This window comes from Peribacillus tepidiphilus (genome assembly GCF_009466385.1).
Lineage (GTDB): Bacteria > Bacillota > Bacilli > Bacillales > DSM-1321 > Bacillus_BN > Bacillus_BN tepidiphilus.
In genome coordinates this window covers 19,342-32,537 of sequence record NZ_WIAQ01000018.1, presented here as the reverse complement: position 1 = coordinate 32,537, position 13,196 = coordinate 19,342, and the positions used below count along the sequence as shown (strand labels likewise).

Here is a 13,196-nt window from a genome sequence, read left to right as displayed (position 1 = left end):
ATCTCTCATCGACTAGAATCTAGTTCTTTCTGGCATTGGCACCGTTCATGAATATGATGGTTGCCGGGCTTCACAGGGCCAGTCCCTCCGCCTCTCTTGATAAGAGTCATTTATTCAATTTAATGTCTTACTGTAAATTAGTATTGAAATAAATCATATAGATTAATTGTAAAATTGTCAATATTAAATTATTACAGATAATTCTATAAAATAGGATAAGGGTATATTCCTCCTAGATTTTCAAAACATAAAAAGAGAAAGCGCATGGAGAACAAAAAAGAGGTGCATAGTTTGTGGAATGAATTTCGAAAGTTTATTGATCGTGGCAATGTGCTTGATTTAGCAATCGGGGTTGTTGTTGGCGGAGCTTTTGGAAAAATTGTGACTTCGTTTGTAGATGATATTTTAATGCCGCCGATTGGCTTAATTATTGGGAAAGTAGACTTCAGTAATTTATTCATTAACCTTTCTTCCACTCCGTACTCATCGGTTGAGGAAGCAAAAAAAGCTGGTGCTGCTACCATCAATTATGGCTTATTTTTAACCAATGTCATTAATTTCCTAATTATTGCGTTTGTTATTTTTCTGATCGTTAAACAGGTTAACAAATATATACCCAAAAAACATGAAAAACCAGCAACATCAAAAGAGTGTCCAATTTGCATTACGTCGATCCCGCTTCAGGCAAAACGTTGTCCTGCATGTACAAGCTATTTAGAGGAACTTACTGAAGGAAGCTCGAATTGAAAAATCTTTTTACTTGAGAATGGTAAGTAATGGGGATCGATATGCTCTGCAAGTGTTAGTTAAATTTGCCTTAGTCATTGTATAATTCGCATGAGTATACGTAAAATGTGTGTGAGTGATCTAATGATCCACTTGAGTGCTAAAAACGCGCGTAACATATCAGTGATTGAAAATTACGCGCGTAAAGTAAAACTTTTTCTTTTTATGCCTTTTTCTTCCCTCTCTGTGCAGTAGTCTTTTTCCGAGTTGCTGTCTTAGCAGGTTTGGTTTTATCAATGGAAGCCTGAAGCATAGCCATTAAGTCGGTCACATTGCTTGTAGACTTTGCGGTTTCCTTTGGTGTAACTGTTTGTCCAGTTTTTTTGCTTTCAATTAGATCTAGTAATGAGCTTCGGTATTCGTCCTTATATTTTTCTGGGTCAAAAGATTCTGTCAGCTGATCAATGAGCAGTATGGCTGTATCCAATTCTTTTTTTGTGACGTTGTCTACACTTGGAATATTCGGTACGTCCTGAACGGATCGAACCTCGTCTGGATAAAAAATGGTTTCCATTAACAGTGTATTTTCTAAAACTCGAATGATTGCCATCTGCTCTTTTGAACGGATAACAATTCTAGCGATTCCAACTTTTTCTGAAGCCTCCAACGCCTTTCTCAGTAAGCTGTACGCTTTCGTACCTCCTTCTCCCGGAGACATGTAATAGCTTTTATTGTAATAAATTGGGTCAATTTCTTCTAATTTGACGAAATCCATTATTTCCACTGCTTTTTCTTCATTTTCTTTTTTTAGCTTCTCAAGCTCTTCCTCTTCAATGACAACAAATTTTCCCTTTGTATATTCAAAAGCTTTCACTAATTCTTCTTTTGGCACTTCTTTACCACAAGCCGAACAAACTTTTTCATATTTGATCGGTGCATGACACTCCTTATGCAAGGTACGCAAGGATATGTCCTTATCTTCAGTGGCTGTATGAAGCTTGATCGGTATATTTACTAGCCCAAAGCTGATGCTGCCTTTCCAGATTGTATGCATACTATTCTCCCCTGTTCTTTTTACTATTAATGTGCTTATAACCAAAGAAAAAAAGTACTATTAACTTCTGGAAAGATTAAGAGTGCAAAAATCAGGAAAACTAAAAGATGAATAGAGGTGATCCAATTGAGGCCAATGCTTCCAACTAGTATGAAAGAGCTTCCGATAGGTCCTGAGTGGAAATATGAACCGAAATACGACGGGTTTCGAGCTTTGATGTATATAAATGGCAGTTCCATTATGCTTATCAGTCGAAATGGCATAGACCTGTCAAGCCAATTCCCTGAAATACTGCGAAATGTCACGGATTCCAAGCCTCCCCAATATCATTCTTTATTATTAGATGGCGAGATTGTTTGGCTCACTAATCCGTATAAAAGTGATTTTCAACAAGTTCAGCTTCGAGGACGTCTGCGATCGCAGGAAAAAATCTCACATGCTTCTACTGTATCTCCTTGCTCATATGTTTGTTTTGATATTCTTGAGCTTGATGGAGAAAATCTGACTTCCTTACCCTATTCAAAAAGAAGGGAATTACTCGAAAATCTGTTCAACCATTTTATTACAGAAAAATCCGAATTCGTTTTGATTCATTCTTTCGATCATCCGGAGAAAATTTGGCAAACGATCCTTTTGTACGACAGTGAGGGTGCGGTAGCCAAAAAAGTCAATAGTACGTGGGAAAAAGGCAATCGCACCACCAATTGGCTAAAAATTAAAAACAAAAAAACCGCGCATGTTTTCATCACTTCCTATAATCGTGGGAACGGATATTTTGAGGTGGGAGTTTGGAAAGAGGAAACGGTCGTGGTAATAGGTCGTTGTAGAAATGGATTTCAGCCTGAAGAATACGAAACACTTCGACAGGCAGTCATGAGTAATGCAAGTGAACAGGAGGGAGAAATTTTTTTCATCGATCCTTCCATTGTCGTAGCCATATCCTACCTGCATGTTATGGAGAATGATTTGAGAGAGCCTGAATTTCAAGCCTTTCTATTTGACGTTTCTCCAACTGAATGCACTTGGGAAGCATTTACTGTTTCTTCTTTTGTTGCCAGTAAAGACGTTTCTATTACCTCCAAAGAAAAACCGATTTGGAACGGAATCAATAAAGCTCAGTATTTAACTGTGTTAAGAGATATTAGTACTTGGTTACTGTTCTATTTGCAAAATAGGCCGCTTACTGTGATTCGTTATCCTCATGGGATCTTTGATGAAAGGTTTTTTCAAAAAAACTGCCCAAATTACGCTCCTAAATTCATTGAAACGTATAAAGAGGATGATACGGACTATATTCTTTGCAATGACCTTCAAACGCTTCTGTGGCTTGGCAATCAACTCGCCATTGAATTTCATATCCCATTTCAAGAGGCAGGAGAAACAAAACCTTCTGAAATTGTCCTCGATCTTGATCCAGAAGACGAAAACCAATTTCAATCAGCGATTAAAGCCGCACTCCTCTTGAAAGATGCTTTAGACAATCTATCCATGCAATCCTTTATAAAAACATCTGGAAACAGAGGTCTACAAATTCATATTCCACTCCCAAAGAACACATTTTCGTATCAAGACACCCGTATTTTTACGAATTTCTTAAGTGACTGGCTCATTCAACATGCACCTGAAGCTTTTACGGTGGAACGTCTAAAGAAGAATCGGGGAAATCGTTTATACTTGGATTTCGTACAGCATGCAGAGGGCAAAACGATCATTGCCCCCTATTCCCCCCGTGCAAACGAATTTGCTGGAATTGCAGCTCCTTTATATTGGGAGGAAGTCAATGAGTCTCTTAACCTTAAGGACTACAACATACATACGATTTACGATCGTATTAAAAAATATGGCTGTCCATTTGCACAGATGGAAGCGATTCGTAACGTGCAGCCGTTTGAAAAAATTATGGCTGTTCTCAAAAAGAAATATAAGTAAACTGAGTAACAAACTTGAAAGTGGTGGTAAAAAAGGGCTGACACCGAAACAGTTAGATTACCGTTTTGTCAGCCCTTTTCATGATTACATTTTTTCAGATAAATATCTTTCAACGTGTTCCTGAAGCTTCTGGTACTGCTCATTTTCTTCAGCGAATTCCTCTTTACTTAAAAGAGAAAAATTACCAGGGTCATCAAGGTTTACTTCAATTTTCGCCTTAAAAACATACGTTCCGTTTCCGATTAAATCAATTTTATATTTGTTGTCTTCTTGACGGACGACACATTTTACCATGCCGCCTGGATTATATACATTTATTTCTTTTTCCACTTCGTTGAAGCCTTGAAGGCATGTCACTAAGCTTGAAGCTGACATTGCCGTTCCGCATGCATTCGTAAATCCTACGCCTCGTTCAAAAGTTCTAACAAAAATATGACCTTTTTCAATTGGGTAAACAAAGCTGACATTTACCCCGTCAGGGAACAGCTTATTTGGTCCGTTAACGACTGTAGCAATTTCTTCTTGAACATTCGTTTGTAGTACTTCCTTCGATACGATGGAAACCAAATGTGGATTTGGAACAGCTAAAGCCGTAAATTTTAAGGAATCGGATAGCTCAAGGAGCTCTTTATTCATTAATGTCTCATCCTCAATTTGTAGAGGGAGATCCTTTACATGGAATGAAACAGGCGAGATTTCGACCCTGAAAGTCGGGATCCCTTCAAAAATTTCCTTGTCTTTTTCCACTTCCAGAACAGCCTTCATTGTTTCAATTGACATCAGCGGCTTTTTAAAAACATCAAACGCATATCTTGCAACGCACCTTAAGCCGTTGCCGCACATTGACGCCTCAGAACCATCCGCATTAAACACACGCATGCGAGCATCAGCCTTATCGCTCTTTTGGAAAAAGAGGATCCCGTCTGCTCCAAGAGTTGTTTGACGATTGCATAAATGCTTTGCAAGAAGCGCCCTTTCTTCCTCTGTAAAATGTATATCATGATTAAACTCATCGATTAACAAAAAATCATTGCCTGAGCCATGGCATTTAATAAGCTCTAATTGCATTTTTATACCCCTCCGAAAATAAGCAAATTACATGTTTTTGACTGACCGCAAGCGCCAAAATAAAAAACGTAGATCTAAATTATATATCTCTTTCGTTCTTATTTACTTCATACCCATTTGTAACCAAATCTAATTTACCAGTATCTGGAGATATTACAAGACCATGTACAAACACATCTTCTGGAATAAGGGGATGATTTCTAATGATTTCTACACTGTTCTTCACACTTTCTACTACATCGTCAAAGCCCCTTAACCAGTTTTTAATTCGAATCCCTGAATTCTCAATGATGGAAATAGTATGTTCGTCAATATTGCGGTCTTTCATTTTATCCATAACACTCTCTACATTAACAGAGGACATGCCGCAATCATGGTGCCCAATTACAAAAACCTCATCCGCATTTAATTCGTAAATCGCTACAATAATACTTCTCATAACGCTGCCAAATGGATGAGAGACAATAGCACCAGCGGTTTTTATAATTTTTACATCTCCGTTGCGAATATTCATCGACTTCGGCAGTAGTTCAACGAGGCGGGTATCCATACAGCTTAGAATTACCATACGTTTGTCAGGAAACTTATCCGTCTGGAATTTCTCATATTCTTTGTTTTCCACAAAAGACTGGTTGTGTTGTAAGATTTCGTTTAATAGAGTCATATTTTCACCACTTTATTTTGTAGATTTTAATATGCAAGAATTATATCAAAAAGAAAACTATAAGCTATACTTTTAACTCTCAAAAGGTTTAGTTTTTGTTATGATGCATAAATGATGCGCATAATCCGAACACCGCAATTCTTTCCCTTTTATCTGCAAGTTCTGAAAATGTTAAAATCGGGGTGTTGATTTCTTTAAATATCTTTCCCCATTGTAAAGGCATCCATCCTTTTTGAAAAGAAGCAATCCTTTTACCATCAAAATCCTTTATAGAGAATTGCTGAAGAAAACCGCTGATTTGTATCGGCATCCAAGGTTCATCTACATGATTTTTTACCGTGCCGGTTATTTTAATCATTGAATTTTTCCAGTCTTCCTCATATGTGCCAATCCAAGTATTTGTTTCATCAAACATTTTTGTCTTATTCGTGATTCCCCAACCAACAGAGTAAGACGCCAGCAATTGATTATTGCTGTCATAAAGCCCATACTTTTTTGGGAGTACTACTGTAAGTTGATTAGGCAATAGCCACATGTACCATTTCATATTTTGGTCTCTTAACTCCCCTACTAGTTCACCGTTAGGCTTAAACAATAGGATCCTTAATGTAGGGGCAGGCATATGTGCCATCAGTAGGTCCTGAACTTCCCAAAACGAAACATTTCCGCTTTTAATTATGGCAGGGACATCTTTGTATCTTTTTTGATTAATAAAAAAACTAGCTAAATAAACGCTGCCCATGCAAACAAATGGAATAATTGTACTAAACATGTCCCTTTGTAAATCGGTTAAAATAAAATATATAAGGGTAAAAATTGTTAGCGTAAAGGAAATACAAGAGACAATAAAGCTAATCCTTGCAGTTTTTCTATAATATTCTTTAATATCCAAAGCGATCCTCCTGATAGATTCGTGTTCATTGTTATATATTTTACCATACTATTTCTTATACTATTTATGTTTATGGGTATGATTTTTAGATGGGTTAAATAAAAAAAGGGAGCTGTCCACCTATTTCTTTTAATGGTGCAATCGAAAGCTCTAATTGGCCTACCGTGCATAGAGCCGCTCTGGTCCAATACGAGCGCAATATTGAGTGGTGCTCTCTTTTGTTGCTTTTCTGGACTAGTTCCATCCAATTCAATTAAAACGTGAAAGGAATCTTCACCGTTTTTATGAATCCATTTTTTCTCATAGTAAAGCGACCCAGATTCCCTCTGAGTCGCCTTTTAATCAAGTTCGTACACTTTCATCATTTCTTGAATTTCGTTTTTGACTTGATCTACAAGCCTTTGCGGGGATAATACTTTGGCTTCTCCTCCCCAATTCAAAATCCATTTCACAAGACCGTCACTTACAATTGCCTTTGTTGTTAGAATAAAGTGCTCTTCGCCGTCTTTGGAAATTTCTACTTCCTTTCCAAACTTATCGATAATTACATTGATGAGTCCATTTTTAAAACGTATTTTGATCCATTCCTCCGTACCGGCATACATATGAAAAGTGGCGCGGACATACTTTGAGACATCAAAGGATTCATAAGGAAAGGTTTCATCCAAGATTTTTACGCTTCTTAAGCGATCCACCCGGTAATGTCTAATTTCCTCCTCAGGGAGATAATAAGCGATGAGGTAATAAAAATCATTCGCCCATGTCAATGCGAGTGGCTTAACTTTATAATGACCGCCTTTATGGCTTAATTTAAATTCTTTTTGGATGTTATAGCGCCCGTACTGAAAAGTAACTATTTTTCTTTCTGAAATCGCCTCATGCAGGTCGTTGATTGCGAGACGAACGAGTTTGCTTTCACTTTTCACGGATGAATCTATTAATATTTCATTATGTAGTTTTTTTGCATGATGCACACTTGTTAACTTTTTGATTTTGCCAATTAGCTGACGTGTCTCATTTTTTGTGATAAACCGAGCAGAAGCAACTGCATCGATTAGCATGCGCAATTCATAGAGCTCAAACAATCGATATTGATGGCTATAATATTTCGGCATCCCTTCCTTTTTCTGATTAACCGTTATATCAAAATTCGATTCTATCAAATGCTCAATATCCTCCCGAAGCGAATTCCGATTCAACGTCAAATCTGGCCCGTAGGCTTGACGGAACTTATCCATGATTTCCTCGAGTGTTAATTGATGCTCCTCATCCGTATATTCCCGTAAAATATCCATCAACTTTAATAATCGTTCTCTATTATTCAAGCGCATATTTCCTCACCTCAGACTGTCCAATCTCCTCCTATTGTACCAAATCTATCAAAAATAAACACCTGCTTCCCAAGGAAAATAGAGGAAAGAAGATGTTTTTGGCTTAACGATTAAAGGATTCGAAAGATGAACGGAATCCGATATTGATCGCCTTCATAGGCTTTAATTGCACCTACGATGGTAAAGATAAAAGCGCATAACGCAATTAGTGGAAGAAGGATAAATCCAACCAGTACAAATAATAAAATATACCCTACAAACCCGTAAATGATATAAGAGAATAAGAAATTAAAATATTCCTTACCATGATAATCAATGTACGATGAAGAATCTTTTTTAAACAGCCAGATTAATAATGGACCAAGAAACACTGTAAAAAAACTGATGACATAAATTAGAGCAGCCAGTAACCTTTCATCTTGATTTGGCATAAGACACCTCCTGTTCCTTACTTATATATACGAAACCATTTAGGAGAAGTTTCACCATGTTTTATGAAAATATTGCATGAATAAAGAATAGGCTGAATAGTCATAAAAATAAAGTTGTCCACCTGTAGGAGGTGATTTTTTGAATGAACTGCAAGCTTTTATTCTCGGACTCATTCAAGGCTTAACTGAATTTTTACCGATTTCTAGCACTGGGCACTTATATCTTGGAAGGCATTTATTTGGTCTTGATGATGCGGGATTGTTTCTTGATACGATGCTACATATTGGAACGCTAATCGCCTTGATCACAGTATACAAAAATGAACTCCTTTCGATTGTAATCCGTCCCTTTTCAAGGCTATCCATATTACTAATTGTTGGGACAATTCCAGCAGTTATTGCAGGTATACTCGTTGATGATTGGCTCGAGGAACTTTCAGTAACAGGGAAAACCATCGGCTGGGAGTTCCTCGTGACAGGGATTTTTTTATGGCTGGCAGATGGAATGAAAAAAGGGTATAAGACTTTAGACAGTATACGTTACAGTGATGCCTTATTCATCGGTTGCTTTCAGGCTGCTGCGATCCTACCCGCTCTGTCAAGGTCCGGACTAACGATTGCTTCAGGTCTTTTCAGGAAATTGGACCGTGAAACAGCTGCCTACTTTTCTTTTTTGTTGTCTATTCCAGCGATTTTAGGAGGAATCATTTTCCAGCTAAAAAATGTCGTTTCTAGCTCGAATGAAGGTATAAGTTTTATGTCTATGTTCATAGCCACATTATCCTCAGCTATTTTTGGTTATATAGCCGTTATGTGGATGTTGAATTTTCTGAAGAAGCGTTCCTTAAAAATATTTGCTGTTTATGTTTGGGTTTTAGGGGTCTTTATTCTATTGATGCAATTCACAGGGACATTTTAATAGATGGAAAAGCTGTCACAAGAATTTTGAAATTTCTTCATAAATTCTGTGACAGCTTTTTTAATTTGAAATGGAGGAATTAAGATCAGACTCACCTTCTGTTAAGTATGAATATTGCGCTAATAACAATTCTAACTCATCATTTGTCAGTGTTTCAAAACGACCGTCAGAAAAAAAGACTTGTGTTTGATTCGGATTGATTCGATTTAACGAAAATTCCATCCCAATCACCTCCATTTCTTAACTGGTTATTTTATATATTCTACAAATATAAGGGTTTTCATTCTTTGGTTTGTAATGTTCATAATATTTTAATATTTTAAATTGTCTTGTTTCGTTTCCCGAAAGATTCTATAATTTTACTTTGTATAGCGTAAATAAAAGGGGACATCAACATGAAAAAGGGATTGATTTTTTTATTACAGCTCATTTTTTTGCTCTTGATCAGTACGTTAGGTTATAAAATATCAGAGTTCTTTCATTTACCTATTCCAGGTAACGTTATAGGGATGATTTTATTATTTTTATTACTGCTTAGCAAAGCCATTAAACTAGAATGGGTCGATTTAGCTGGAGGCTTTCTGATCAAGCATTTAGCGTTTTTCTTTATTCCAATTGCTGTTGGTTTAATGAACATGGGCGGACTGTTAGCTCATTACGGATTTTCTTTGGCTGTCGTAATTCTTGGAAGTTTTGTAGCTGGCATTTTACTTTCTTCTTGGATCACACAACTATTGGTTAAAAAAGGGGTAAAGCAGCATGAGCATTTTCGTGACAATTTATAGTGTATTTATCACATTATCTGTTTATCTGATTAGCAGAGTAGTTGGAAGAAAATATCCTTCCCCCTTTACTACTCCTGTTTTTTTCAGCACAACGATTATCATTTTGATTTTGCTAGTATCTGACGTTTCCTTTAAAGAGTATACACCTGCCAAAGAGTTCATGACTTATTTATTAGGGCCTGCAACAGTCGCACTCGCCATACCGCTTTATAAAAATCGTACAACCATCATCCGCTATTTGATCCCGGCCTTTAGCGGTATGATCATGGGGATTTTTGCTTCGTTATTTTCGATTTTATTGCTAAGCTCGATTTTTTCTTTGCAGGAGGTAATCGTAAAGTCTCTTGCAGTAAGTACTGTAACCGTACCGATTGCGATTGAAATTACCAAATTGATTGGTGGAGATCCTACCTTATCTACAGCCTTCGTTGTGGCATGTGGAACCCTCGGATCGATGATGGGTCCGGCTTTGTTAGATTTTTTTAAAGTCCATGAGCCGATTGCTCGTGGATTAGCATTAGGAACCATTTCACACGGTCAAGGAACTGCCCAGGCGAGCTTGGAGGGAGAATTGAATGGAGCCATTGCTGGAATCGCGATGGGAATTACACCGGTTCTCGTTTCCTTTATACTGCCAGCAATTTCGAAGTTCATTTTTTAAAACAATAAAACGAAAAGCTGATCGGGATTTTAACATCCCGGTCAGCTTTTCTCATAAGTAAAAAGAAAATAAAGCCTGTCATCTATTGATTGGTTTTTTCAACATGTTCGAAATAAAGCTTGCGTATGACAAAGGTTCGATATAGTTCAAGTTTTTTTAGTTCGACTGGATGCTTCGTAATACCCTTTTCTTTTAATTGTTTTAAATACCAGCCTTTTGAATATTTATAGGCCATGTCAATCCCCCTTTTCGAGCTTGTCTATAAAAAATATGCTAGAAAAGGAGGATGTATGATAAATGATCTTATTCGTTTACATCATATCTTGATACTTTTTTTGAAATTTATTTTAAAAAAAGTAAATATCATCCATAGGAGATATGATATAATCCTAATTTAACGATTTTATTCATTGATGTCGTTAGAATGGTAAAGGGGGATCTTATGAAACAGACACATTCCAAAAAAGAAAAAATCATTCAATTCGTTAAAATCATGTTACCGATTTTCATAACTCAAATCGGTTTATTCTCTATGAATTTTTTTGATACAGTAATGTCTGGAAACTATTCATCCTCAGATTTGGCTGGTGTTGCAATTGGGAGCTCGATCTGGGTGGCAGTTTTTACGGGATTGAGCGGGATTTTGCTCTCCATTACACCCATTGTCGCACAATTGATCGGGGCCGAAAATAAAAAAGATGTTCCTTTCTCTGTTTCACAAGGAGTGTACTTAGCGGTTTTAATGGCATTAACAGTCATAGTGATCGGAGCATTTGTCTTAAACCCTATATTAAATAATATGGAACTTTCACCTAAGGTACGTGAAATTGCTCACGACTATTTAATCGCACTGTCATTCGGAATGATTCCACTCTTTGTTTACAATGTGCTACGATCTTTCATCGATGCACTTGGACAAACAAGAGTTTCAATGATGATTACTCTCCTTAGCTTACCGATTAATGTGGTATTTAATTACCTTCTGATATTTGGTAAATTCGGTTTTCCGGAATTAGGAGGAGTTGGGGCCGGCTATGCTTCCTCCATTACTTATTGGCTAATCACCTTTATAGCAATTGGTGTCATCAAGTGGGTTCAGCCTTTCACTCATTATAATGTATTCAGGAGATTATATAAAATCTCTTTATCTGAATGGAAGGCTATTTTAAAAATTGGTGTCCCTATTGGATTTTCCATCTTTTTTGAAACGAGTATTTTTTCTGCGGTTACCCTATTAATGAGCACCTTTGATACCATTACGATTGCTTCTCACCAGGCAGCCTTGAATTTCGCTTCATTTGTTTATATGGTACCGCTCAGTATGTCCATGGCATTGACAATCGTAGTTGGTTTTGAAGTCGGAGCAAAAAGATATGTAGACGCCAAAATGTATAGCATGATCGGTATAGCCTTTGCAGTTGGAATATCACTCCTGTTTGGAATATTCTTGTTCTTTTTTCGCGAACAAATTGCATCCATCTATACAAAGGAAGCAGCTGTAATAGCCATGACCTCCAAATTTTTGCTTTTTGCCCTTTTCTTTCAGCTGTCAGATGCCATTCAAGCTCCCATTCAAGGGGTTTTGCGTGGATATAAAGATGTGAATTTTACCTTTTTGATGGCATTCATTTCATTTTGGATTGTAGGACTACCAACAGGTTATGTGTTTGCTACTTTCACTGACTTAGAGGCATTCGGATATTGGATCGGACTTATTGTTGGACTTGCGGTTGGTGCCATCGGGTTATCACTTCGTCTTATGTATGTACAAAAAACAAAGTTTCCTGCTAAAAATGGATCTGAGATTTAAAAAATTGGTGTTAATGTTTCCAAATTCAATAGGGCTAAACCTACGGTCTGATACTTGAGGTTTAGCCCTTTTATTCTGGATGTACCTTATTTAACACATTTTTTCCACCAGTAACAGGAATGATGCTCCCCGTAATAAAATCTGAATGATCTTCACAAAGAAATGATATGACACGGGCGATGTCTTCGCCTGTACCTGGTCTACCAACAGGGGTGGTGAAATCTGGTACACGTTTTCCTTCTTGGATATCCTTCTCCTTCCATTCACCTACAATATCACCGGGACAGATCATGTTTACAGTGATCCCATATTCTGCTTCCTCTAGGGCAAGCGTTTTTGTAAGCGAAGTTAGCCCACTTTTTGCAGCAGCAAAAGCTGAACGATAAATCCAAGCAGGAGCTGTATCACTCTTCTCAAAACCAAATGTGATGATTCTTCCCCACCTTTTTTTCCTCATTTCTGGAAGGATTTCTTTTACCAAATAGAAAAAGCTGTTCAAATTACCGTTTACGATATAGTCCCACTCTTCAACAGAATATTCCATCAGCTTTTTTCTTTCATGGATATAGGGTCCCGCGTTGTGGATCAAAATATCAATGGTTCCAAAATCACGTAGCAACATCTTTACCATGTTGGTCGATGCCTTCGCATCAGCCGCATCACTTTTGTAGCAAGCAGCCCTTACATGAAACTCCTTTTGTAAAAGCTGACACAATGTATTTGCTTCTTCTGAACTGTTCCGATAAGTTACAGCAATATGGACCCCTTGTTTAGCAAGCTCTATTGCGGTTCTTTTACCAATTCCTGTTGCTCCGCCGGTAATGAGCGCCACTTTATTCATCATGTACTAACCTCTTTTACTATTCTTTCTTTTATTATACAAAAACCGTCCATTTCATACATCTATATACGCTTTTAAAGATATG

General features: G+C 37.2%; 15 protein-coding genes and 1 riboswitch. Of the genes, 6 read left to right on the top strand and 9 right to left on the bottom strand.

Annotation, left to right across the window (positions count from 1 at the left end):
* Nucleotides 1-2: 2 nt before the first annotated feature.
* Nucleotides 3-106, bottom strand: a riboswitch (SAM riboswitch).
* A 185-nt stretch (nucleotides 107-291) separates the two neighbouring features.
* A complete protein-coding gene (gene mscL, locus GD441_RS10920) occupies nucleotides 292-747 on the top strand; it encodes a large conductance mechanosensitive channel protein MscL (RefSeq protein ID WP_153126481.1) in 456 nt (151 codons plus the stop codon).
* 202 nt (nucleotides 748-949) lie between these two features.
* Here mscL and ku read toward each other — a convergent pair whose 3' ends face one another.
* Nucleotides 950-1,780: a non-homologous end joining protein Ku gene (ku, locus tag GD441_RS10915; RefSeq protein ID WP_153126470.1), complete on the bottom strand. Its 831-nt coding sequence runs from the start codon at nucleotides 1,778-1,780 to the stop codon at nucleotides 950-952.
* A 135-nt stretch (nucleotides 1,781-1,915) separates the two neighbouring features.
* On the opposite strand from ku, the gene ligD reads away from it, so the two are divergent.
* Nucleotides 1,916-3,709, top strand: coding sequence for a DNA ligase D (gene ligD, locus GD441_RS10910; RefSeq protein ID WP_225434206.1), 1,794 nt, complete (start codon nucleotides 1,916-1,918; stop codon nucleotides 3,707-3,709).
* An 84-nt stretch (nucleotides 3,710-3,793) separates the two neighbouring features.
* Here the strand turns inward: ligD and dapF are convergent, their stop codons facing one another.
* The 5 genes from dapF to GD441_RS10885 form a co-directional block, all read right to left on the bottom strand.
* Nucleotides 3,794-4,777, bottom strand: coding sequence for a diaminopimelate epimerase (dapF, locus tag GD441_RS10905; RefSeq protein ID WP_153126468.1), 984 nt, complete (start codon nucleotides 4,775-4,777; stop codon nucleotides 3,794-3,796).
* 79 nt (nucleotides 4,778-4,856) lie between these two features.
* The gene (locus GD441_RS10900; RefSeq protein ID WP_153126467.1) at nucleotides 4,857-5,441 is read right to left on the bottom strand and encodes a beta-class carbonic anhydrase; all 585 of its coding nucleotides are present in this window, start codon (nucleotides 5,439-5,441) and stop codon (nucleotides 4,857-4,859) included.
* An 88-nt stretch (nucleotides 5,442-5,529) separates the two neighbouring features.
* Nucleotides 5,530-6,333 carry a hypothetical protein gene (locus GD441_RS10895; protein ID WP_153126466.1) on the bottom strand — a complete coding sequence of 268 codons (804 nt, stop codon included), beginning with the start codon at nucleotides 6,331-6,333 and terminating at the stop codon, nucleotides 5,530-5,532.
* 338 nt (nucleotides 6,334-6,671) lie between these two features.
* Nucleotides 6,672-7,664, bottom strand: a complete 993-nt coding sequence (locus tag GD441_RS10890) for a helix-turn-helix transcriptional regulator (protein WP_225434204.1) — start codon at nucleotides 7,662-7,664, stop codon at nucleotides 6,672-6,674.
* A 110-nt stretch (nucleotides 7,665-7,774) separates the two neighbouring features.
* Nucleotides 7,775-8,095, bottom strand: a complete 321-nt coding sequence (locus GD441_RS10885) for a DUF4870 domain-containing protein (protein WP_153126465.1) — start codon at nucleotides 8,093-8,095, stop codon at nucleotides 7,775-7,777.
* Between the two features lie 139 nt (nucleotides 8,096-8,234).
* Between GD441_RS10885 and GD441_RS10880 the strand changes: the two genes are divergently transcribed.
* Entirely contained in the window at nucleotides 8,235-9,014 is a 780-nt protein-coding gene (locus tag GD441_RS10880; protein ID WP_153126464.1) for an undecaprenyl-diphosphate phosphatase, read from the top strand.
* 60 nt (nucleotides 9,015-9,074) lie between these two features.
* On the opposite strand, the gene GD441_RS17015 is transcribed toward GD441_RS10880, so the two are convergent.
* Nucleotides 9,075-9,236, bottom strand: coding sequence for a hypothetical protein (locus GD441_RS17015; RefSeq protein ID WP_191992159.1), 162 nt, complete (start codon nucleotides 9,234-9,236; stop codon nucleotides 9,075-9,077).
* Nucleotides 9,237-9,409: 173 nt separating this feature from the next.
* Here GD441_RS17015 and GD441_RS10875 point away from each other — a divergent pair, with 173 nt between their 5' ends.
* Both GD441_RS10875 and GD441_RS10870 read left to right on the top strand, forming a co-directional pair.
* Nucleotides 9,410-9,799 (top strand): CidA/LrgA family protein, encoded by a 390-nt coding sequence (locus GD441_RS10875; RefSeq protein ID WP_153126463.1) that lies wholly within the window; start codon nucleotides 9,410-9,412, stop codon nucleotides 9,797-9,799.
* The gene (locus tag GD441_RS10870) at nucleotides 9,774-10,460 is read left to right on the top strand and encodes an LrgB family protein (protein ID WP_153126462.1); all 687 of its coding nucleotides are present in this window, start codon (nucleotides 9,774-9,776) and stop codon (nucleotides 10,458-10,460) included. The genes GD441_RS10875 and GD441_RS10870 overlap by 26 nt, the downstream gene beginning before the upstream one ends.
* Nucleotides 10,461-10,542: 82 nt before the next feature.
* Here GD441_RS10870 and GD441_RS10865 read toward each other — a convergent pair whose 3' ends face one another.
* The gene (locus tag GD441_RS10865) at nucleotides 10,543-10,695 is read right to left on the bottom strand and encodes a DUF2639 domain-containing protein (protein WP_153126461.1); all 153 of its coding nucleotides are present in this window, start codon (nucleotides 10,693-10,695) and stop codon (nucleotides 10,543-10,545) included.
* Nucleotides 10,696-10,902: 207 nt separating this feature from the next.
* Here GD441_RS10865 and GD441_RS10860 point away from each other — a divergent pair, with 207 nt between their 5' ends.
* Nucleotides 10,903-12,270 carry an MATE family efflux transporter gene (locus tag GD441_RS10860; RefSeq protein WP_153126460.1) on the top strand — a complete coding sequence of 456 codons (1,368 nt, stop codon included), beginning with the start codon at nucleotides 10,903-10,905 and terminating at the stop codon, nucleotides 12,268-12,270.
* A 70-nt stretch (nucleotides 12,271-12,340) separates the two neighbouring features.
* Here GD441_RS10860 and GD441_RS10855 read toward each other — a convergent pair whose 3' ends face one another.
* Nucleotides 12,341-13,114 (bottom strand): SDR family oxidoreductase, encoded by a 774-nt coding sequence (locus GD441_RS10855; RefSeq protein WP_153126459.1) that lies wholly within the window; start codon nucleotides 13,112-13,114, stop codon nucleotides 12,341-12,343.
* Nucleotides 13,115-13,196: the final 82 nt, after the last annotated feature.